General features: G+C 61.2%; 19 protein-coding genes. 9 read left to right on the top strand and 10 right to left on the bottom strand.

Annotated elements, in window-relative coordinates; translation table 11 throughout:
• Window positions 1-72 precede the first annotated feature (72 nt).
• The 4 genes from GUY40_RS14110 to GUY40_RS14125 are packed head-to-tail and all read left to right on the top strand — an operon-like array spanning window position 73 to window position 3,577.
• Window positions 73-831, top strand: coding sequence for an ABC transporter substrate-binding protein (locus tag GUY40_RS14110; RefSeq protein WP_166569558.1), 759 nt, complete (start codon window positions 73-75; stop codon window positions 829-831).
• A 60-nt stretch (window positions 832-891) separates the two neighbouring features.
• Window positions 892-1,548: an amino acid ABC transporter permease gene (locus GUY40_RS14115; RefSeq protein WP_166569559.1), complete on the top strand. Its 657-nt coding sequence runs from the start codon at window positions 892-894 to the stop codon at window positions 1,546-1,548.
• Complete coding sequence (locus GUY40_RS14120; protein WP_166569560.1) at window positions 1,545-2,291, top strand: amino acid ABC transporter ATP-binding protein; 747 nt, start codon at window positions 1,545-1,547, stop codon at window positions 2,289-2,291. The genes GUY40_RS14115 and GUY40_RS14120 overlap by 4 nt, the downstream gene beginning before the upstream one ends.
• Complete coding sequence (locus tag GUY40_RS14125; RefSeq protein WP_166569561.1) at window positions 2,288-3,577, top strand: FAD-binding oxidoreductase; 1,290 nt, start codon at window positions 2,288-2,290, stop codon at window positions 3,575-3,577. Before GUY40_RS14120 ends, GUY40_RS14125 begins: the two co-directional genes overlap by 4 nt.
• Before the next feature lie 273 nt (window positions 3,578-3,850).
• On the opposite strand, the gene GUY40_RS14130 is transcribed toward GUY40_RS14125, so the two are convergent.
• Window positions 3,851-6,688 carry an AMP-binding protein gene (locus GUY40_RS14130; RefSeq protein ID WP_256675743.1) on the bottom strand — a complete coding sequence of 946 codons (2,838 nt, stop codon included), beginning with the start codon at window positions 6,686-6,688 and terminating at the stop codon, window positions 3,851-3,853.
• A 161-nt stretch (window positions 6,689-6,849) separates the two neighbouring features.
• On the opposite strand from GUY40_RS14130, the gene GUY40_RS14135 reads away from it, so the two are divergent.
• Window positions 6,850-8,154 carry an MFS transporter gene (locus GUY40_RS14135; RefSeq protein ID WP_166569562.1) on the top strand — a complete coding sequence of 435 codons (1,305 nt, stop codon included), beginning with the start codon at window positions 6,850-6,852 and terminating at the stop codon, window positions 8,152-8,154.
• Between the two features lie 214 nt (window positions 8,155-8,368).
• Window positions 8,369-8,689, top strand: a complete 321-nt coding sequence (locus GUY40_RS14140; protein ID WP_166569563.1) for a hypothetical protein — start codon at window positions 8,369-8,371, stop codon at window positions 8,687-8,689.
• Between the two features lie 275 nt (window positions 8,690-8,964).
• Here GUY40_RS14140 and GUY40_RS14145 read toward each other — a convergent pair whose 3' ends face one another.
• From GUY40_RS14145 to GUY40_RS14180, 8 genes are all read right to left on the bottom strand, one after another.
• Window positions 8,965-10,236 (bottom strand): OprD family porin, encoded by a 1,272-nt coding sequence (locus GUY40_RS14145; RefSeq protein WP_166569564.1) that lies wholly within the window; start codon window positions 10,234-10,236, stop codon window positions 8,965-8,967.
• Between the two features lie 72 nt (window positions 10,237-10,308).
• Complete coding sequence (mhpT, locus tag GUY40_RS14150) at window positions 10,309-11,514, bottom strand: 3-(3-hydroxy-phenyl)propionate transporter MhpT (protein WP_166569565.1); 1,206 nt, start codon at window positions 11,512-11,514, stop codon at window positions 10,309-10,311.
• Window positions 11,515-11,597: 83 nt separating this feature from the next.
• On the bottom strand, window positions 11,598-12,617 hold the full coding sequence (gene dmpG, locus GUY40_RS14155; protein WP_166569566.1) for a 4-hydroxy-2-oxovalerate aldolase: 1,020 nt from the start codon (window positions 12,615-12,617) through the stop codon (window positions 11,598-11,600).
• Window positions 12,618-12,627: 10 nt separating this feature from the next.
• Window positions 12,628-13,563: an acetaldehyde dehydrogenase (acetylating) gene (locus GUY40_RS14160; RefSeq protein WP_166569567.1), complete on the bottom strand. Its 936-nt coding sequence runs from the start codon at window positions 13,561-13,563 to the stop codon at window positions 12,628-12,630.
• Window positions 13,564-13,595: 32 nt separating this feature from the next.
• A complete protein-coding gene (mhpD, locus tag GUY40_RS14165; RefSeq protein ID WP_166569568.1) occupies window positions 13,596-14,402 on the bottom strand; it encodes a 2-keto-4-pentenoate hydratase in 807 nt (268 codons plus the stop codon).
• A gap of 12 nt (window positions 14,403-14,414) precedes the next feature.
• Window positions 14,415-15,284 carry an alpha/beta fold hydrolase gene (locus GUY40_RS14170; RefSeq protein ID WP_166569569.1) on the bottom strand — a complete coding sequence of 290 codons (870 nt, stop codon included), beginning with the start codon at window positions 15,282-15,284 and terminating at the stop codon, window positions 14,415-14,417.
• 49 nt (window positions 15,285-15,333) lie between these two features.
• Window positions 15,334-16,278 (bottom strand): 3-carboxyethylcatechol 2,3-dioxygenase, encoded by a 945-nt coding sequence (mhpB, locus tag GUY40_RS14175; RefSeq protein WP_166569570.1) that lies wholly within the window; start codon window positions 16,276-16,278, stop codon window positions 15,334-15,336.
• 1 nt (window position 16,279) lies between these two features.
• Window positions 16,280-17,950 carry a bifunctional 3-(3-hydroxy-phenyl)propionate/3-hydroxycinnamic acid hydroxylase gene (locus GUY40_RS14180; RefSeq protein ID WP_166569571.1) on the bottom strand — a complete coding sequence of 557 codons (1,671 nt, stop codon included), beginning with the start codon at window positions 17,948-17,950 and terminating at the stop codon, window positions 16,280-16,282.
• 133 nt (window positions 17,951-18,083) lie between these two features.
• Between GUY40_RS14180 and GUY40_RS14185 the strand changes: the two genes are divergently transcribed.
• A complete protein-coding gene (locus tag GUY40_RS14185; protein WP_166569572.1) occupies window positions 18,084-18,866 on the top strand; it encodes a DNA-binding transcriptional regulator in 783 nt (260 codons plus the stop codon).
• 34 nt (window positions 18,867-18,900) lie between these two features.
• Here GUY40_RS14185 and GUY40_RS14190 read toward each other — a convergent pair whose 3' ends face one another.
• On the bottom strand, window positions 18,901-19,578 hold the full coding sequence (locus tag GUY40_RS14190; protein WP_166569573.1) for a nitroreductase: 678 nt from the start codon (window positions 19,576-19,578) through the stop codon (window positions 18,901-18,903).
• A 661-nt stretch (window positions 19,579-20,239) separates the two neighbouring features.
• Here GUY40_RS14190 and gabP point away from each other — a divergent pair.
• The gene (gabP, locus tag GUY40_RS14195) at window positions 20,240-21,649 is read left to right on the top strand and encodes a GABA permease (protein WP_166569574.1); all 1,410 of its coding nucleotides are present in this window, start codon (window positions 20,240-20,242) and stop codon (window positions 21,647-21,649) included.
• A gap of 382 nt (window positions 21,650-22,031) precedes the next feature.
• Entirely contained in the window at window positions 22,032-22,250 is a 219-nt protein-coding gene (locus GUY40_RS14200) for a hypothetical protein (RefSeq protein ID WP_166569575.1), read from the top strand.
• The last annotated feature ends 193 nt before the right edge of the window (window positions 22,251-22,443 follow it).

Raw genomic sequence — 22,443 nt, forward strand, 5'->3', positions numbered from 1 at the left:
GCCTCCTGCCATTCAACTGGGGCAATCCATACCGGACTTAATACAAAAAAAGCGTCCAATGGGAGATACGCCATGCTTACTCGCTTTCGTGCACTCGCATTCGTTGTTGCTCTGACTACCGGCATCGCTTCAGCCAATGTCGTCGCCGAGCCTGTCTACAAGGTCGGCGCAACCGCAACGGGTATTCCCTTCACCTTTCTCGACGTCAAAAGCCAGAGCATCCAGGGCATGATGGTCGACGCCGCACAGGCGGTGGCCAAGGCCGGTGGATTTGAGGTGGAGATCCAGCAGACCACCTTCGCTTCGCTGATTCCGTCACTGACTTCAAGCAAGATTGACCTGATTTCCGCTGCCATGCTCCGAACGCCGGCGCGGGAAAAGGTGGTGCAGTATTCCGATCCGGTCTTCAGTTATGGCGAGGGTCTGATCGTCAGGGCCGACGATCAAACGCCCTACACCCGGATGGAGGATTTGGCCGGTGAGGTAGTAGGCGCCCAGGTCGGCACCGTGTTCATCGACGAGTTGAACAAGCGTGGCGTCTTCAAGGAAGTCCGCGGCTATGACTCGATCCCCGATCTGATGCGTGACCTGGCGCTTGGCCGTATCAAGGCAGGCTTCGCCGACCGCCCGATCGTCGCCTACCAATTGGCTCAGGGCACCCAGAACAAGGTCCATCTGGTACCGAGCTACCAGCCAGTGGTGATGGGTGACGTTTGCCTGATCGTGCGCAAGGGTGACACTGCAACACTTGCGCAGGTCAACAAAGGCATCGCTGCGATCAAGGCTGATGGTTCGCTCGAACGCATCATCGAGAAGTGGAAACTCAACTGATGGTTCCATCGCCCGCCCGCGATGGCGGGCGGTTCCACTCATTGTTTCGTGGGTAGCCTTATGATTCTCCAGAACGCATTGGACTTCCTCCCCATCTTGCTCAAAGGGGCGGTGGTCACTGTTCAAGTGACGGCCGGGTCGTTTGTACTCAGCTCGCTGATCGGGCTGCTCTTCGCCCTGATGATGGTCTCGAAAATACGTGCGATCGCCTTGTTCGCCATTAGCGTGGTGAACATCATTCGCGGTCTGCCGATCATCGTGCAGCTGTTCTATATCTATTTCGTCCTGCCCGAATTCGGCATCCAGCTGACCGCAATGCAGGCCGGTATCATTGGCCTGGGGATCGCTTATTCGGCGTATCAGGCAGAAAACTTTCGGGGCGGTATCCAGGCCATTCAGCAAGGGCAGATCGAGGCCGCAGAATCCCTGGGGATGCGCGGTGCGATGGTGATGCGGCGAGTGGTGCTGCCCCAGGCATTCCGTATTGCCTTGCCGCCTTATGGCAATACGCTGGTCATGATGCTCAAGGACTCCTCGCTGGTCTCCACCATCACCGTGGCCGAGATGACGCGCGCGGGGCAACTGATCGCCTCCTCGACCTTCGAGAACATGACGGTCTACACCCTGGTGGCATTGCTCTACCTCGCGATGAGCCTGCCACTGTCCTTTGCGCTGCGTCGTCTGGAAGCACGCTTCAGCACCCGGAGAACGTCATGATCGAGATCAAGGGTATTCACAAGAGTTACGGCAGCGTGGCGGTCCTCGAAGGCATCGACTTGCAAGTCAACAGTGGTGAAGTGGTGTGCCTGATCGGCCCTTCGGGGTCGGGGAAGTCCACGTTACTGCGTTGTATCAATGGCCTGGAAAGTTATGATCAGGGCGACATTCTGGTCAGCGGCGAACGTGTCGACCGCAGTGCCAGGAGCATCCACGACATTCGCAGCCGGGTGGCAATGGTCTTTCAGCGCTTCAATCTGTTCCCGCACCGCACGGCCTTGGAAAATGTCATGGAGGGGCCGATCTACGTGAAGAAGGAAAACCCTCAGGCCGCCCGCAAGAATGCTGAGGCGCTGATGGAAAAGGTCGGCTTGTCCCATCGGATGAATGCCTACCCGGACGAACTGTCCGGTGGTCAGCAGCAACGTGTCGCCATTGCCAGAGCGTTGGCGATGAACCCCCAGGCGATCCTCTTCGACGAACCGACCTCGGCGCTTGACCCGGAACTGGTCGGCGAAGTGTTGGCGGTGATGCGCAAACTCGCCGACGAGGGCATGACGATGATCGTGGTGACGCATGAGATGGCTTTCGCTCGAGACGTCGCCGACAAGGTGTGTTTTCTGCACAGTGGCAAGATCGTCGAAACAGGGCCGCCCGGGGAGGTGCTGAGTACGCCTGCGCATCCACGCACGCAGGACTTTCTCCGCCGACTGCTCAACCACAGCGGGGAGGTGCCGGCATGAATGCACCTTTCGCACCTCAACTGCCAGCCTCTCTCTGGGCCGCGACTGCGTCACCGGCGGTGGAAACGCCGGCGCTGGCTGAAGACAAACAAGTGGACGTAGCCATCGTCGGTGCCGGCTACACCGGTCTGGTGACGGCGTTGCGATTGGCTGAAGCGGGTGTCAGCGTCTGTGTGCTGGATGCTGGCGAGCCGGGCTGGGGGGCCTCGGGGCGTAACGGCGGACAGGTGATTCCAGGGTTGAAGTTCGACCCGGAGCAATTGCACGCCAAATTCGGTCCGGCCCGTGCCGAAGCGATGATCGGTGCGGCCGGTTCAGCCGCAGACGAAGTGTTTTCGTTGATCCGCCAGTATGGCATCGAGTGTGATGCGACCCAAAAAGGCTGGATTCAACCGGCCTGTTCAGCCACCGCGATGAAGGCCATCGAGCAACGCGCCGCGCAATGGCAACGACGGGGGGTCAAGGCGCAGCTGTTGGACCGGGCAGCGGTCAGTCAGCGCATTGGCACTGACAACTATCTGGGTGGCTGGGTCGACCCGCGAGCCGGCAGCCTGCATCCGTTGAGTTATGCCCGTGGCCTGGCGAAGGCCGCAATGGGGCAGGGCGCGATGATTCACGGTCACAGTCGTGTCACGGGGCTGCAGCGACAGGGATCAGGCTGGAACTTGTCCACTGCGCAAGGATTCAAGATCAATGCGCAGCGGGTGCTGTTGGCCACCAATGGCTATACCGATGACCTGTGGCCCGGTTTACGCCAGACCGTCGTCGCGGCCAATAGCTTCATTATCGCCACCCGTCCGCTCCCGCAGGCAATACGCAAGACCATCCTGCCGGGTGGCGAGGTCTGTTCGGATTCACGGCGCTTGCTGCTCTATTTCAAGCAAGATGCGCAGGGCCGTTTGCTGCTTGGGGGGCGTGGGCCATTCTCGGAACCTTCGCGACAGAGCGACTGGGGACACCTGGAGCGTTCGCTCAGTGCGCTGTTCCCGCAACTGGCGGATGTTCCTGTCGAGTATCGCTGGAGTGGTCGGGTTGCTCTGACCCAGACCTTTCTGCCGCATGTTCACGAACCTGCCCCCGGGTTGTCGATCCTGCTCGGCTACAACGGTCGTGGCATTGCGCTGTCCACCGCGTTAGGCAGGCATCTGGCAGCAAAGCTGTCAGGGGTTACGCAGGACTTCCCGTTCCCGATCACGCCGCTGCGCAGAATTCCATTTCATGCGTTACAGCGCCTCTATCTTGCCGCTGGCATTACCTATTACCGGGTACTGGATGCCTTGTTTTGAAGACTTGAGGTTTGCAGAGTTCTTTTGAATTCTGTAAATCGTTGAAAAAAGGACCTTCGGGTCCTCAGGTTGCTGACAAACCCCCTGTAGGAGCAAGGCTTGCCTGCGATGCAGGCGCCGCTGTCTGCCTGATACATAGCGGCGCTTGCATCGCAGGCAAGCCTTGCTCCTACAGTCGAATCCAGCAGGTAGATTTGAGTTTGTCAGCAGTCTGAGGACCTTCGGGTCTTTTTTTCGTTCCAGCGCAAATCCAGCAGTGTGAGCATTTACCTCCTAACCTGCGCGCTGGGCCCGTTCCGATTCATCCAGGTGCTCCAGCAGCACCGCTATCGTTGCATCCCGCAGCTTGATTGCCTCCGTCCAGCCCGGCCTCTGCGCCAACAGCGGGGGGCAGACGTTGACGTGGATTGCACCGTGGCGCGGGAACCACTGACCGTCGCGCAGTACTGTACGCGTGCCGCGGATGGCGACCGGCAGCAGCGGCACGCCGGCACGCGCGGCGAGCACAAAGGCGCCCATGTGGAAGGTGCGCAAGCCTGGCTCGCGGGTAAAGGTCCCCTCGGGGAAGAACACCAGGGACTGGCCAGCCTGTAGCGCCTCGGCGAGGGGCTCGATGTCTGCGGCGCTGCGCTGCAGGTCGAAGCGTTCGACGAAGCGGGCGCCGAGCTTGCGCAGGAACAGGCCGGCGATCCACTGGTCAGCCAGTTCGCGCTTGGCAACGAAGCTGAACCGCGGCGGCAGGGCCGCGCAGAGAATGACGCCGTCGAGGTAGCTGGCATGGTTTACGGCCAGCAGACTGACCCCTGACTCAGACAGGCGCTCCAGCCCCGTGACGTTGAACGGCACCCACGCCAAGCGCAAGAACAGCCGTGCGGCCGCGCGGGTAAAGCTGCGGCACCAACGCTGGCGCGGCAGGAGCGCGACGCCCAGCCAGGTCAGCGGTGTGACCAGGCAGAACAGCAGCCAGATGTAAGCGGCATACAGCGCGGCGCGGCAGGTCCGCCAGCTGCGGCCGAAATGCCCGCGTACGGCCTGCAGCACCAGGCGCAGTAGCTGGCGCCATACGGCGAGGTGCGGCCGACCGACTTCGCCGCGCTCATACAGTTCGCGGCTGGCAGCACGGCGAATCTTGCCGCTGGAGGTCTTGAGTACGCTATGCGGTGGCGCCAGTACGATATCGTCGGGTGCCACACCGGTGAGGTCGACCACAATGCGGTTGACCTCCTGCTGCAGGCGTTGCCGTGCGGCAGCTTCCTTCTCATTGCTTTCCGCCAACACCACCAGGCGCTCGGTACCGGTGGCCGGGTCAGGGCTGCCGAACACCGCTATGCAGCCTTTGCGCAGTCCGGGCAAATTGCCGACCGCCGCTTCCACATCGTAGGGGTAGATGTTGCGCCCGGCACGGATGATCAGGTCCTTGGCGCGGCCAGTCAGATAGACCTCACCGCCGGCCATGTAGGCGAAGTCGAGCGAGTCGAACCAGCCATTGCGCAGCACCCGGCGAGCCTCTTCGGGGTTACGGTAGTAGCCACCGGTGGTGGACGGCCCGCTGAATTGCAGGTGACCTTCGCTGCGCTCGGGGAGTTCGACCCCACTGCCATCGACGATGCGAATCTGATGGCCCGGCAGCGGCCGGCCGCTGGAAACGAAGCGCAGCGTTGCGCTGGCGTCCGCTTCGGCAGGCAGTGCCTTGCCGTGGGTCTGGAACGCCTCGCGCTGCACCCGGTCGATCAGCGGCCCTCGGCCCAAGGGAGGAAAGGCCACGCCCAACGTGGCCTCGGCCAACCCATAGACGGGTGCCATCGCGGTGGGTGCAAAGCCGTAACGAACGAAACGCTCGGCGAAGCGCTGCAAGGTATCCGGGCTGACCGGCTCGGCACCGTTGAAGGCCAAGCGCCAACTGCTCAGGTCCAGAGCCTCGAGGTCGCCGTCAGTGGTTTTGCTCAGGCACAGTTCGTAGGCGAAGTTGGGCGCCGCCGACAACGTGCCGCGGAAGCGGTCGATGGCCCATAGCCAACGCGCCGGCCGCGCGAGGAAAGCCAGCGGCGACATCAACACCAGACTGTAGCCGTAATACAGGCTACCCAGCCAGGCACCGATCAGGCCCATGTCGTGGTACATGGGCAACCAGCTGACGAACACGTCCTGTGGCCCCACCTTCAGAGCCCCACCCATGGCGCGCAGATTGGCCAGCAGATTGGCGTGGCTGACCATCACGCCCTTGGGCTGGCCAGTACTGCCCGAGGTGTACTGCAGGAAGGCGATGTCATCCGGTTGCCGCGCAGGTGTGACGCACTCGTCCCCCTCGGCGGTCAGTTCGGCCACGCTGGCAATGCGAGTCAGGCTCGGGACCTGTGGCCGGAGCAGCTGGGCGAGCAGCTTCGCTTGCGTCACGGTAATCAGCACTTTGGCCTCTGCGTTGCGCAGGATACCGGCCTGGCGGCGCAGATGATCCTCTATCTGCGACAGGCGCAGCGGTGGATAGATGGGCACCGGCACACCACCGGCCAACAGGATGCCGAAAAAACCATAGAGAAAGTCGCGCCCTGTGGGCAGCATCAGGGCCACGGTCTGACCGGCGTGCAAGCCACTGCGTTGCAGCCCTGCGGCAACGCCCAGGGCGCCCTGGTGCAAAGCGCCATAGCTGATGTCTTCCGGCTGGTCACTGTCACCCAGCAGGCGCACATGGGGATGCTGGGGCTGATGGCGCACATGCCATTCCAGCACCTCGATCAAGGTCCGCGCGGCGTCCGGCGTCTGCCCCATTGCTGTCGGGGCCTCGCCGGGTTCGCTGGAGGGCAACGAGCGTACCGCCTCGGCGCCCTGTCTGCTGTGCAACACGCGCAGTACATCGGCGGGGGTGTCCGCCGAGGCAAACAGGGCTTCCGGTAATCGCACACCGAATTCGTGCTCGATGCGCGACCAGAGCTCGACCCGGGCCAGGCTGTCTATGCCCAGGTCCCGGTCCAGCACGCTGTGCAAGGTGACTTGCAAACCTTGTGCCGCCTGCGGGCGCAACTCGACCACGGTGCGCTGGACAATTTCGAGCAATTTTTCCGCGTCCCCATCGGAACGGGGAACGGCGCGGGTTTCTGGAGACGGACGAGACATCGGCGGCCCCTCATGACAGGACACTCTGTGTGTAGATCCTTGCCAATTGCCATTATGCGCCTATCGCGGCGACTGGGAATGCCATCATGAACGCAAGCGCTCGCAGGATGAGTGAGCCGGGGCTAGGCTCTATAGGACGCAGCGTCTGCAGAGAAATCACCATGTCAGCCAGCCTTGCCCCCGGAGTGACACACCGAGAAATCTGGGCTTGGGCGATGTTCGATTTCGCCAACTCCGGCTACACGACGGTGGTGATCACTGCCGTGTTCAACGCCTACTTCGTCGCGGTGGTCGCCAAGGGCGAAGCCTGGGGTACGCTGGCCTGGACCAGCGCCACCGCTCTCTCCTATGTCCTGATCATCCTGACCGCGCCGCTGATCGGCGCCTACGCCGACGCCTTCGCCTGCAAGAAGCGCCTGCTGCTGTTCAGCACGGTCGGTTGCGTCGTCTTCACCTCTGGACTCGCGCTGGCCGGGCCGGGGGAGCTCGGTGTCGCGATCCTTTTCATCGTGCTATCCAACTTCTGCTTCGGCAGCGGCGAGAACCTGATCGCCGCCTTCCTGCCCCAACTCGCCCGTGCAGAGGCCTTGGGCAAGGTGTCCGGTTGGGGCTGGGGGTTTGGCTATATCGGCGGCCTGGTCAGCCTGGGCACTTGCCTGGCCTTCGTCAGCTGGGCCCAGGCGCAGGGCCAGACGGCGGCGCAGTTCGTGCCGGTGTGCATGTTGATCACCGCGGCCTTGTTCGCCATAGCCAGCGTGCCGACCTTCCTGTTCCTGCGCGAACGCAGCCAGCCGCAGCCACGGCGCGCCGACACGCCTATCGCGCAAGCAGCGCTAGCGCGCTTCGCGCAGACGCTGCGCGAAGCCGACCGCTATCGTGACCTGCTGCGCTTCCTTGCCTGTACCGTCTGCTACCAGGCCGGTATCTCGGCGGTGATCGCCCTGGCTGCCATCTATGCCAATCAGGTCATGGGCTTCAGTACCCAGGACACGCTGCTGATGATCTTCGTGGTGAATATCACGGCCTCCATCGGTGCGGTGCTGTTCGGTTGGCTGCAGGATCGCCTCGGCCATCGCACCACGCTGGCGCTGACCCTGCTGGGCTGGCTCGGCATGGTCGGTCTGGCCTGGGTCGCGAGCGGCCCCGGGCTGTTCTGGCTGGCGGCCAACCTCGCCGGCCTGTGCATGGGCGCCAGCCAATCGGCCGGCCGCGCGATAGTCGGTTTGCTGACGCCGCCGACCCGCCTGGCGGAGTTCTTCGGCCTCTGGGGGCTGGCGGTCAAACTGTCGGCCATCCTCGGCCCCATGACTTACGGCTTGACCAGCTGGCTGTCCGACGGCGATCACCGCCTGGCGATGCTGATCACCGGCAGCTATTTCGTTGTCGGCCTGCTGATCCTGGCCAGCGTCGACCTGCAGCGCGGGCGGCAGGCGGCTGTCAGCGGTAGCGAGAGTCTCGGAAAGTGAGAGGGGCGAAGGAGGGCCGCACAACCGCAGCCCTCTACCGACAATCTTTCCTTTCCGACGATTAGCACGCTGTTTTTTCTCGCAATAGGAGAAACCGGCCGCAGATCATTGTCGTATCACCTGCAGGCACACCGTTGCTATCAAGACGCTGATACGGTGGGCTACGGGAAAGCCTGGCCTGCCGAGTAGTGTCTTTTATTGCAGAGGTGGTGAGATGAGCGTGAGACCCATGGTGGGTATGTGGGTGGTGGCTGCAATTGGCTCAGTCATGTTGACGCCAGCGTCAGCGGATCACTGGCGAGACGGACGCGAGGGTGGCGAGTGGAAGGACGAGTACAGGGACGGGCCATGCAAGGTCAAGATCGAATCCAAAGACGATGAATACAAGGAAGAGATCAAATGCCCGAATGGCCGCGGCAAAAGTTGGCGTCGCGGCGAGTGGAAAGACGAATTCTGGGAGCACGGCTGCAAGGTCAAGATCGAAGCCAAGCGAGAGGAGTACAAGAAAGAGATCAAGTGCGATGACGATGATTGATCGGTTGATCGGGCAGCGCGTGAAACGGCGTAGTCAGCGCGATTACTGATCTCCTCTTCATTGATTGTCGAAAAACATGCCCCCAGATGCCCAATGCCGGTCAGTTAAGGAATGGAGCGCCGAAAACCTGTGGGAGCGGATTTATCCGCGAATGTAGGCGCCGCGCAATGCCTGATAAACCGCGGTGTTTTCATTCGCGGATAAATCCGCTCCCACATGGATCTCACCTTAACTGACTGGCATTGCCCAGATGTGCAAATAATCGCGGGCCGGTCTCACCACAACTTCCACGTGTAATCGATATTCACCCGCAGTTCATTGTCATCCCGATGGCTGGCCTGTGCGCTGAAGTCGTTGCGGTACCAGGCGTTGCGCACCCGCAGGGCCAGGCCTTTCAGGGTGCCGCCCTGCAGCACGTAGGACACCTCGATATCCTTTTCGCTCTCCGTCAGGTTGGAGCCTCCCAACCTGGCCAACTCGATATTGTCGCCACTCACGTAGCGCAGCATGCCATTGAGCCCCGGAACGCCCAGGGCTGCGAAATCGTAGTCATACCGCACCTGCCAACTGCGCTCCTTGGGGTTCAGAAACTCGGAGCTCAGGGTGCCCTCGGTGATCACCAGCGGCTCGGTGCCGAACAGGTAGGGCATGGCGGTCTTGCCGGTCAGGTGCATGTAGCCAGCGCCGAACTTGTGGGACCCCAGGGCATAGGTCAGCATCAGCGCCGCATTCTGGTTGTCCACGGGACCTGCCTTGGCCGCGCCGTCCTCGCCGGTGACGAACAGGCGGAAATCGCTTTTCAGGCTGCCGGGGCCCAGAGGGCGATTGTCGACAAAGCCGTAGAAGTCCTTGCGGTACATGTCAGCGAGTTCTGCGTGGTAGTACTTGAGGGTCAGTTGCGGTGACCAGGCGTAATCGCCGCCGGCGAAGACGAAGCGATCCGACTCGGCGGCGCCGTTGAAGCGTCCGTTGGGTGCGCCCACCGACATTTTCTGGTAATTGGTGGAGTCGCGCAGGTTGATGCGGTCCAGCCAGCCGACGTGCAGGGTCAGGCGATCGAGTTCCTGGGATTTCAGGTACGCGCCGCGGAATGTCTGTGGCAGCAGGCGGGTAGGGCTGGCGAAGGCGATTGGCAGTAAAGTGCTGAGGGTGCCCAGTTGCAGCTCGCTTTTCGATGCCTTGACCTTGGCCGTCAGGCCCAGCTCCGAATACTCATCGGCGGGCTCCCGGGTGCTGGGGTTGTACGGCAACAGGCCGGTACCCGTATGAGCGCGGGAGGAATCCAGGCGCACACCCAGCAGGCCTTTGGCGTCCAGGCCGAACCCCACCGGCCCTTCTGTATAGCCTGAACGCAGGTTGAGGATAAAACCCTGGGCCCATTCGCGGGCGGCCGCCTGGGGCGTTGCGTTCACGTAGTTGCGATCGAAGTAATAGTTGCGCATCACCAGATCGGCGTGGCTGTCATCGATAAAACCGTTGGCGCAAGCCTGGCCAATGGATAAAACGCAGGTGCAGGCGGCGAACGCCCGAAGAGGATTCTTGAGCATGCAAGTGTTCACTTTTTATTGTTGTAGGGATAAGCCCGCGCCGTCCCGGCGCGGGGTGTTTCGGGGGCGTTGTCAGTCGGGCTGAAGGCCCTTGCGCCGGACCGACAGGTAGAACATTGCCGCCGCGGCGATGACGATTCCCGGCGCCGAGGCCAGCATTACCCCGGCTGTGCCGGTGCCCAGGGCGAGCATCTTGCCTGCCACCAGCGGGCCGCTCATGGCGCCCAGCCTGCCGATGGCGACCGCGCTGCCCACGCCTGTGGCGCGCACCGAAGGGCGATAGAAATGCGGCGCCAGGGCGTACAGCACGCACTGCCCGCCGGTCGCGAAAAAGCCGGCGATGAAGCCGGCCACCAGCATGCTCTCCAGGCGGCTGGCCAGGCCCAGGGCGGTCAGCGAGGCGAGGATGCCCAGGTAGATCAGTGCCGACAGTGCCCAGGCCGGCAGCCGGTCCATCACCCAGCCCAGCAGCAAGGTACCGACTGCGGCGCCCAGCTGCAGGGCGAGCATCACCCAACTGGCCTGACGGCCACTGAAGCCCTGGCCGATCAACAGGCTGGGCAGCCAGTTGATCAGGATGTAAACCACCATGAGGGTAAAGAAATAGCTGACCCAGATCAGTGCGGTGGGCAGGGCCGCGCCCTCGCGGAACAGGCCCTGGACCACGCCGATGGGCGCCACGCCCTGGGCGCTGCGAAACTGCTGCGACTCCGGCAGGTATAGCCCCAGCAGAGGCACGATCAACAGCGGCACCAGGCCGCCGACGTAGAACACCACTTGCCAGCCGCCGGAAAAACCGGCAATACCGATGCTCGCCGCCAGCGCCGCGCCCAACGGCACGCCGCAGTACATCAGGCTCACTGCACTGCCGCGCAGGCGCGGGCCGGCCACTTCACTGCTCAAGGCGATCAGGTTGGGCAGGGCGGCGCCCAGGCCGACACCGGTCAGGCAGCGAGCCGTCAGCAGGCTGCTGAAGTCCCAGGCGACGGCCGTGACCAGGGAGAACAGCCCGAACAGGGCAACCGAGGCCATCAGTACGCGCTTGCGGCCGATGCGGTCGGCCAGCCAGCCGCCCACGAACGCACCGGGTAGCAGGCCTAGAATTCCGGCGCTGAACACCCAGCTCATGTGCAGTATGTCCAGCTCGAAAGCCACCGCCATGCCTTGGGCAGCGATGCCGGCGGCCTGCAGATCAAGGCCTTCCATCAGGGCTACGAGGAAACACAGACCGATGGTCCGCACCTGGTGAAGCGGTGTTGTCAGGTTCGATGAAGTCATGGCAATACCCGTTTTATTGTTGTAGTGGGCAAAACAGGGCCGACTGACCGCGCGTGGGCGGCCAGCCGGTGTGGTGCACGCTGTCAGCGGTTGAGCAGATCGAGAGCAACGTCGACGATCATGTCTTCCTGGCCGCCGACCATGCGCCGCTTGCCCAGTTCGACCAGAATGTCGAGGGTCTTGAGGCCATACTTGGCGGCGGCGATTTCGGCATGGCGCAGGAAGCTCGAATAGACGCCGGCATAGCCAAGGGCCAGGGTTTCACGGTCGACCCGCACCGGGCGGTCTTGCAGCGGGCGGACGATGTCGTCGGCCGCATCGAGCAAGGTGTAGAGGTCAGTGCCGTGGTTCCAGCCCAGGCGGTCGGCGGCGGCGATAAACACTTCCAACGGTGCGTTACCGGCACCGGCCCCCATGCCCGCCAGGCTGGCGTCGATGCGGTCGCAGCCTTCCTCGACGGCGGTGATCGAGTTGGCCACGCCCAGGGAGAGGTTGTGGTGGGCGTGCATGCCGGTTTCGGTTTCCGGCTTGAGCACGGCCTTGAACGCACGGAAGCGCTCGCGCACGTCCTGCATGTTCATCGCGCCACCGGAGTCGGCCATGTACACGCAGGTGGCACCGTAGCTTTCCATCAGCTTGGCCTGTTGCGCCAGCTGATCGGGAGCAATCATATGGCTCATCATCAGGAAGCCAACGGTATCCATGCCCAGCTCGCGGGCATACTCGATGTGCTGTTTCGAGACATCCGCCTCGGTGCAATGGGTGGCGATGCGCACCACCCGGGCACCGGCGTTGTAGGCCGCTTTCAGGTCATGCACCGTGCCGATACCGGGCAACAGCAAGGTGGTGATCTTGGCGTGGCGGATGACATCGGCGGCAGCCTCGATCCACTCCAGATCGGTGTGCGACGCAAAGCCGTAGTTGAAGCTCGAACCTTGCAGGCCATCGCCGTGGGCGACTTCGATGGCGTCGACCCTGGCCTTGTCCAGGGCGCGGGCGATGTCTTGCACGTTCTGCAGCGAGTACTGGTGACGCACCGCGTGGCTGCCGTCACGCAGGGTCACGTCGCAGATGTAGAGCTTTTTACCGGGATTGAAAGTCATGTCGGTCTCCTCAGGCGTTCAGCATCGACTGCGCCATGCGCTCGGCGGTGGCCAAGGCAGCGGAGGTCATGATGTCGAGGTTGCCGGCGTAGGCTGGCAGGTAATGGGCGGCGCCTTCGACTTCGAGGAAGATCGAGGTCTTGAGGCCGGAGAATTTGCCCAGGCCGGGGATGTGCAGTGGTTCGTTTTCAGGGATGACGTCGAACTGCACTTTTTGCTTCAGCCGATAACCTGGCACATAGGCCTGCACGGCGGCAGCCATCTCGACAATGGAGGCCTCGACCTCGGTCTGATCGGCCGCTTCGGACAACACGAACACCGTGTCGCGCATCATCAGCGGCGGCTCGGCCGGGTTCATCACGATGATCGCCTTGCCCTTGGCCGCACCACCGATCACTTCGATGGCCTGGGAGGTGGTCTCGGTGAACTCGTCGATGTTGGCTCGAGTGCCGGGGCCGGCGGATTTGCTGGCGATCGATGCAACGATCTCGGCGTAATGTACCGTCGCCACGCGCGACACCGCCGCCACCATCGGGATGGTCGCCTGGCCGCCGCAGGTGACCATGTTGACATTGAGCTGGTCGAGATTTTGTTCCAGGTTGACCACCGGCACGCAGTACGGGCCGATGGCGGCGGGCGTCAGGTCGATCAGGCGGATGCCGGGTTTGATCGAGCGCAGAAAGGCATCGTTCTTCACGTGGGCACCGGCACTGGTGGCATCGAAGACGAAGTCGATGTCCTTGAACACGTCCAGGCGGGTCAGGCCTTCAACGCCTTCGTGGGTGGTGGCCACGCCCATGCGCTGGGCGCGGGCCAGGCCGTCGGAAGCCGGGTCGATGCCGACCATGGCCGCCATTTCCAGGTGCTGGGCGTTACGCAGGATCTTGATCATCAGGTCGGTGCCGATGTTGCCGGAACCGATGATGGCGACTTTGAACTTATTCATTATTGTTGCCTCATTTGCATGCACGTCGCCAATCACTCGGCGCTACTCTCTACCTTGAAGTCCACACCGACCCGGCCGATGCCTTCGATCTCGGCCTCGAAACGATCCCCGCCGGCCACCGGTACCATGGGTCCCAGGGCACCGGTGAGAATGATGTCGCCGGCCTTGAGCGGATCACCGAGGCGGGCCATGGTGCGGGCCAGCCAGACGGCGGCGTTGAGGGGATGGCCGAGGCATTCGGCGCCGCTGCCGCTGGACACTTCTTCACCATTACGGGTCATGCGCATGCTGGCCTGACGCAGGTCGAGGCCATCGAGACGCCGCGCCGGACCGCCGAGCACGAAGCAGCCACTGGAGGCGTTGTCCGCCACGGTATCGACGAAGCGGATGTTCCAGTTCTGCACCCGGCTGCCAACGATTTCCAGCGCCGGCACCACCCAGCCGGTCGCCGCCATCACCTCGGCAAAGCTGGTGTCGGCACGGGGTAGATCCCGTTCGAGGATCAAGGCTATTTCGGCTTCGATCTTCGGCTGCAGCACGCTATGCACGGGTACGACCTGGTTGTCGCCGTAGCACATGTCGGCGAACAGCGTGCCGAAGTCCGGCTGGTCCACGCCCAGTTGGGCCTGCACCTTGGGGTTGGTCAGGCCGATCTTGCGCCCGACCACGCGGCGCCCATTAGCCACGCCATGGGCGACGTTGAGCCGCTGGATGGCGTAGGCCGCTGCGCTATTGTCTTCACCGATCAGACCGCGCAACGGCTCGATCGCCTTACCGTCGAGTTCGGCCTGGCGCAAGGCGCCGGCCAACTGGTCCAGGGTGTGTTGAGTGATGTTCATGCATTACCTCGATCAGTGGCTGAGGAAGTCCAGCACCATGCGGTTGAACTTGTCGGCGTGCTCCCACTGCGCCCAGTGGCCGCAGCTGTTGAACACGTGCAGTTCGGAGTTGGGAATCCCGGCGATCAGCCGCAGGCCGGTGTCCATGGGTACGAAGCGGTCGTTGCGGCCCCAGATCACCAACGTCTGTGCCTTGATTTCGCCCAGACGCGGACTGAAGTCGGGGAACTGCTTGGGATTGATATTCAGGCTCTCGACGAAATTGGACAGGTGCTCGCGACGCGACAGCATGTTGTCCAGGCGGGTCTGGAACAGCTGCTCGGTCAGGTCGCTGGTGTCGAAGACAAACACATTCATCATCTTCTTCAGGTTCTCGACGGTCGGCTCGCGGTACAGCCCCTGCAACAACTTGATGCCTTCGGTGGGCATCGGCACGAACGAACTCGCCCCGCCGGTACCGCCACCCATCAGCACCAGTTTGCCCACGCGCTGCGGGTGGCTCAGGGCGAAGGCCACGGCGCTGTGGCCGCCCATGGAGTTACCGAGGATGTGCACGCGCTCCAGACCGAGGATATCGAGCAGGCCCTTGAGGGCGTTGGCATTGAGGTCCGAGCGCGAGCCTGGGCACACGATCGGGTCGCTCTTGCTCCAACCCGGGCAGTCCATGAGGATCACCCGGTAACCCGCCTCGACCAGGGGTTCGATGTTGCGGTTGAAGTTGGCCCAACCACTGGCGCCTGGGCCAGAGCCGTGCAGCATCACCACCGTCTCGGCACCCTGGCCGCAATCGTTGTAGTGAATCTGCAGGTCGAGGTCGCCTTCCTGGATGCGGGCGAAGTGGCTGGTGCTGGCTTCGGTCAAGCTTTGGCAGGTAGTGCTCATTAGATAATTCCTTGAATTCAATGGAGGACGTGGCGAAGTCGTAACGATCTCAAACCGAAGACTGGGCAGTGAGCGCGCCGTAACCGGCGATCCATTCGGGGATCGGTCGGTAGTAGCGGTCACTCGCCTGATAGGGGCCAAAGGCCGAGAGTGCGGCGCAGGCCGCAACCCAGGTTTTCACCTCATGCGTCGACTTGCCGGCCAGTGCCGACAGGTTGTCATTACTCAGCTCGTCGAGCTCGGCCAGGCGGCCTTGGGCGAGGGTGTCGAGGAACTGTTGATCCCACTCGGGGTTCAGCGGATGCAGCGTGTGCGGGTCTTCGACAAACCGTTGGGCGGCGAGGATCACCCGCTGCTGGCGGGCGTCGCGTTCCGCGGCCGGCAGGTCCCGACCACTGCCCATCAGCCGATCGGCCATGCGCGCATCGACCTTGGCCAGCTCCGGCACCGGCGGCTGATGCGACAAGCCACCGGAGCCGAGCAACAGCACCCGTTTGTTCAAGGATTTGGCGAAGCGCCCGATGGCTTCGCCGAGCAAGCGGGCGCGCTTGAAAGACGGCAACGGAGCCGCCACCGCGTTGATAAACACCGGGATCACCGGGCAACGATCGAGGCCACCGAGCAGCAGTTCGAGCGGCTGGGCAAAGCCGTGATCGACCTGCATGCGATAAGACACGGCAATATCTACGCCTGCGTCCAATACCGCAGTGGCGCAAGCCTCGGCCAGTTCCCTGGGAACACTGAGCGGACCGGCAGCAGTGCCGAAATCGCCAATCGCCTCGGCCGCCATGCCCAGGCAGAACGACGGCATCACGTCATAGAAAAAGCCGTTGTAGTGATCCGGTGCGAACAGAATCACCAACTCGGGATCGAACTGTGCAATCCGCTGCCGGGCATCGGCCACCACGCCGTCAACCTCGGCCAGCACCGCAGGCAGCGGATCCACATGACCCACCAACGGGGTATGGGACAGGCATTGCAAGTAGGCACTCATTTCAGGCCACCTTGCTCATGCTCGGCGCGACGGCCGTTTGCGGCGTTGCTGACACAGCCTTGGCCAGAGCGTCACAGACGGTGCCAAGGGTTTGCGGGATGGCCAGGCCAGCGAGGAACCGGTCCGGGCGTACCAAGGCGATGGAGGCGGGGTAACGACCGAACCACTCCTTGAGGCGACCCGTGCTGTCACCGATGCGAATGACGTCTTCGCTGACCGCACGCGCAGCCTTGAGCTGAACGCTGGGCAGAACTTGAATGAAGCAAGTCCCCAGATTGCGCCAGAACGCCACTTGTTCGGGGCTCAGGCCCCAGGTGGGATCGCTGCCCCAGGCGATGATCGCGAAACGGCTGCCGATGACCTCGTCCAGCAGGACTTCGGCGCCTGTGTCGGTCAGCACTTTGGGTTGGATGAACATGCGCCCGACCGGTGAGTCCTTGACCTCGGAGGAGGCGGCCACCAGCACACCAGCATGGTATTGCGGCATGGGCTTGAAGCGCATTTCCAGGAAGTAGCGCTTGACCGGCGGCACGTAGTTCAACAGCCAGGACACGCCGTCGCGCACGGTACCCAGCCAGCGTTTGGGCGGAGCCAAAACATGGCCGGCCAGTACCGACAGGTCGATCATCGCCTTGGCGTGGTCACGGCGCTCTTGCTCGTAGCTGTCGAGCAGCGCGTCACTGGCCAGGCCCTTGACCACCAGCGCCAGTTTCCAGGCCAGGTTGCAGGCATCACGCATGCCACTGTTATAGCCTTGGCCTTGCCACACCGGCATGATGTGCGCGGCGTCGCCGGCCAGGAGCACCCGTTCGACACGGAACTTGCCAGCCAGCCGTGCGTTGTGGGTATACACCCGACTACGGATCAGCTCGACCCGATCCGGATCAGGCAAAACCTTGCTCAGCAGGCGCCGCATGTTGGCCGGCTGGCTCAGCTCTGCCTCGGTTTCTCCGGGCATGACCATGAACTCGAAGCGCCGCACGCCATGGGGTAGCGCCGCCGAAACATAGGGCCGTACCGGGTCGCAGCATAGGTAAACGTTCGGTGTGCCCAGCGGGTCGTTGGCGATGTCGACCACAATCCACTGGTTCGGTGCGGTCTTGCCTTCAAAGGCGATATTCAGATTGCGGCGTACCAGGCTGTTGCCGCCATCGCAGCCGATCAGGTAGCGCGCCTGCAATTGTTCGCTGCGGCCGTCAGCGTCTTGCAGATCAAGCACAACGCCCTGTTCGTCCTGCTGGAAAGCGCACAGCTCACGAGAGAACAGTACCCGTACATTGTCGAAGCGCTGCAACCCCTCGAACAGCACACGGTCAGCCAACGGCTGGATGAAAGCGTTACGCCGGGACCAACCGAACTCGTCGGTCTTGGGCTGGATATCGGCGAAGCAGCGACCCTTGGGTGTCAAGAAGCGCATGGCATGCCAGGGAGTGGTATGAGGCAAGACGCGCTCGGCCAGACCGACGGCCTGGAAGGTGCGCAGGCTTTCGTCATCCAGGCCGATGGCGCGGGGGTAGTCGATCAGGCGGTCGAGCTTTTCGATGATCACCACACTGACGCCGCACTGGCCCAGGTAGTTGGCGATCATCAGGCCGACGGGGCCGGCACCGACAATGGCGATGTCAGCTTGCAAGGGCTGCGCGGGCGAGGGGTGTTCAGGCAAAGTGCTCATGGTTATCTCCGTGAGGCTTATTGGCTTTCTTGTCGGCTGGAGTATGGGAACCGCCTCGCTGGCGGACAACGACGATCATTGCTACCGTGCACTGAGTGCACATCGTTGATTAACAAGAATAAATGGGTGCTGTATGAGCGAAACCGAATACAAGGCCGTGCGCGGTCTGATCCGTGGCCTGGCACTGATCAATGGCTTGAATCGCTTCGATGGCGGTGCCAGCACGGCGCAACTGGCCGAGCACAGCGGGCTGCATCGCACCACCGTGCGCAGGCTGCTGGAGACCTTGCAGGCCGAGGGCTATGTGCGGCGCAGCGAGTCGGATGACAGCTATCGACTGACGTTGAAAGTCCGTGAGCTCAGTGAGGGGTTTCGCGATGAACAATGGATTTCTTCCATCGCCGCGCCCTTGCTCGGTGAGTTACTGCAGGAAGTGGTCTGGCCTACCGACCTGTGCACGCTGGACGTCGATGCCATGGTCATTCGCGAGACGACCCACCGCTTCAGTCGACTGTCGTTCCACCGCTCCATGGTGGGCCGGCGGCTGCCGTTGCTGATGACGGCGACGGGGAGGGCGTACTTCGCCTTTTGCCCGGCTGCCGAGCGTGAGGAATTGATCGAAATCATGATCAGCCGGGACGACGAGCAATCGGTGCTGGCCCGAGACCGGCGCTTTATCGAACGACTGGTCGAGCACACCTTGAACAAAGGTTACGGTGAGAACTATGCGCACTGGGGGAAGGAGCGAAAAATTGCCGCCATCGCCACGCCGATCCTGCAGGGGCAACGGGTCATGGGGTGTTTGAATCTGGTGTACATCGCCAAGGCGATGCCCATCGAAGAAGCGGCCCGCCGATATCTGGGGGCCATGCGTCGAGTCGTGACGAAGATCGAGGAGGGGGTCACTGGGAGCTAACGTCAGAAGTGAGTTGTCTCTGAGACAGTACCACTCATTGATCAAAGCCATGAAAGGTAGTGAAACCGGCAATCGGTTCACGTGCAGTGTTGAAATTATTTTCAGGCGCAGTGCGATCTTCGTGCCCTAAAGCGATTCCACAGACCAGTATGTGGTCATCCGGTAGAGGGAGGTGTTGGCGCACAATCTTGTGATACCACGCAAAAGCTGCTTGGGCACAAGTGTGAAAACCCTGGCCTCGCGCGGCGAGCATGATGTTCTGCATAAACATGCCGAGATCCATGTAACTACCGGTATTGAGTCGACGATCAAGGCTGATCAATAGCCCGACAGGGGCATCGAAGAACAAGTAATTACGTAAAGTCTGACGCTCGCGAGCCTCCAGATCGCCACGCGCGATCCCCAGGGCTTCATCGAGATCGACGCCCACTTCGCGGCTGCGACCTGAGTAAGGCTCAAAGCATTGGTCCGGGTAATACTGATATTCAGGAGTATGTTCATCGCTTTGTGTTGCAGCCGCCTCGAGGATATCGCGACACAGCGCTTGTTTGGCGGCGCCTGTCAGCACATGGACATGCCAGGGTTGTACGTTGTTGCCGCTCGGTGCGCGAGCAGACAGCTCCAGTATGCGCTCGATCGACGGGCGAGGAATGTGTCCAGAGAGGAAGCGGCGGACCGATTTACGAGAGCGGATGGCAGAGTCTACATGCATGACGAGTCTCCTGAGACAGAAATGGAAGCGGGCGCAGTGCCCGCTTTCGTTGGGGGTTACCAAAATTTGAAGGAATAATTGATCAGTGCCCGATGTTCATCGACAAAGTGGAAGTAAATACCGTTATTGAGTGCCCACGGATCGGCGACCAGAAGGAAGGGCAGTCCGGTCTTGCCGTCTTGATTCTGGTAGGCCACGTCCAGGGAGTGCCCGGAGGAGGACAGCTCAACATCGCTCCGAGAAAACGATTATCAACGCTAGTGTGCCCCTCGCCATCACTATCAAAGTAGCGCAGGTCTGATTTGAGTGTCGTGCCGCTCGTCAGCGGTAGCGTGTAAATCAAGCCATGCGCCTATTGATCGTTCTCGCCTGGCGATGTCGCAAACAGGACAAAGCATGCCGCTTTGAGTCGCTTCGACCGAAGATCGAAGGCCTTAGCATGAGGATGGCTCATAAGGAGTTGGCATTATGATGAAGATCATAATTATAAAAGGTGCACTATGTTTTCTTATAAATCGCACAACCCAATACCCGGCGCTTTCCTGTCGCCAGACTAAATTCCCGCATTAGAAATAGACTGTTTAAATTCCAGGCTTATCGCTGTGATGCTTGTCACGGCGCCTCGGTAGCGTGCCTTCATAAAAAAAATAAGGGCTTACTCATGTCGATCAATACAGACGCATCGAAAGGTGACAACTTGTCACCTGGGTTCAAACAGCGCCATGTCACGATGCTTTCCATTGCCGGTATCATTGGTGCTGGACTTTTTATTGGTTCGGGTCATGCGATTGCTGCGGCAGGACCTTCAGCCATAGTCGCCTACGCCTTGGCCGGGTTATTAGTGGTGTTCGTCATGCGAATGCTCGGTGAAATGGCAGTCGCTTCCCCGGACACAGGGTCATTCTCTACTTACGCCGATAAAGCGATAGGGCCTTGGGCGGGGTTTACAATTGGTTGGTTGTACTGGTGGTTCTGGGTCTTGGTAATACCGCTCGAAGCCATCGCGGCCGGGGTCGTGCTCAATAGTTGGTTTCCCCAGATAGAAACCTGGATGTTCGCTGTGAGTGTGACGGCACTGCTGACCCTCACCAACTTGTTCAGTGTCGCCAAGTACGGCGAATTCGAATTTTGGTTTGCGATGGTTAAAGTCGTGGCGATCGTATCGTTCATCGGGCTCGGCGCCTGTGCCATCGCGGGTTGGTTGCCGGGGCGGGAGGTCAGTGGCGTCGCTCGTCTTGTGTCTGATTTCGGCGGCTTCATGCCCAACGGCTGGGAGGCGATCATCGGCGCTCTGCTGACCACGATGTTCAGCTTTGTCGGCACCGAGGCGGTGACCATCGCAGCGGCAGAATCCAAGGACCCTGCGAAAAATATTGCAAGGGCTACAAAATCGGTTATCTGGCGGATCTGTATTTTTTATCTGCTCTCGATTTTCGTGATTATTTCCGTGGTGCCGTGGAATGATACTTTGCTGCCCGTTCAAGGGTCGTATCAACGAGCACTGGAGATCATGAACATACCCCATGCAAAAATGATGGTTGACGTGGTCGTACTGTTCGCTGTTGCCAGTTGCTTGAACTCGGCGATTTATATTTCCTCTCGAATGGTCTACTCGCTGAGCAAGCGCAATGAAGCGCCCGGATTCCTCCAGCGCACATCATCGGCGGGCGTGCCTCGGGCCGCGGTGATCGCCAGTACGGCAATAGGTATTGCGACGACGGCATTGAATTTCTTCGCACCGTCTGAAGTATTCGCGTTTCTGCTGGCCAGTTCGGGTGCCATTGCATTGCTCGTCTATCTGGTGATTGCCTTTTCACAATTGCGTATGCGAGCAAAGCTTGAAAAGTCCAATGCCCGAATCGAATTCAGGATGTGGCTGTTTCCTTGGCTGACTTGGTTGGTGATTGCTTTCATCATCTTTGCGCTGGGCGTCATGATCGCCATGCCCGCGCATCGCAATGAGGTATTGTCTACCGCAGCATTGACGATCGTCATCATCGCCTTGAGCCTTATGAAAACTCGTCAGCACTCGCATAAGACCCAGTATTCATCGGTTTCCGGGAAACGGTGATTCGACTGCCGGGATGATCGGTAGGTATGGCCGATATAAGATCGGCCATACCTCAGGCTGCTGACAAACCTCGCGCCTATCGTAGGAACCGGGCTTGCCCCAATGCCAGTCAGTTAAGGAATGGAGCGCCGATAAACCTGTGTGCGGATTTACCGGATCGCCGGACCGCCGCGAATGAACGATGACGCGTAATGCCTGAAAAACCGCGGTGTTTTCGTTCGCGGATAAATCCGCTCCCACATGTTCTGCGCCTTAACTGACCGGCATTGGGTCTTGCCCGGGACGCTGCTGACAAAGTTATCGGCATGCGGGAAATTGAAGAATCGCCCATACTGCCTGAAATCGAAGCCGAGTCGCGGCAATATAACGATGGTGAACCACGATGATTACTTTCACAGGGAACAACTGGAACCAAGCCTTGTGCGAAGCCTATGCGCTGGTGAAGTTTCTCAGCGATCAGCAGAATATCGACAGTTGTCTAGCCGAGTTTTCTGGCGCGATCATGGACGACGGTGTGGTCGCGCCAGCTGATGTGCACCTGTGCGCTGAATTGAATGCAGAAGGCCAGCTGACCATTACTGCGGTAGAGGTTGCCGAGTAATGACACCTTTGGGCGTGTCACTGAACGGCCAGTTCTTTCTTCCGATAACGAAGGGCCGGATCGCACGGTCGGGTAGTCAGACGCGGTTACCCGCGTCCAACCCCCTAAGAACCGTGCATGCGAGTTTCCCAGCACACGGCTCAAGCCTCTACAAAGGCACTATTAAGTACCCGGCTATACCTCTTTAACATTG

The organism is Pseudomonas sp. R5(2019) (assembly GCF_009905435.1).
GTDB lineage: Bacteria > Pseudomonadota > Gammaproteobacteria > Pseudomonadales > Pseudomonadaceae > Aquipseudomonas.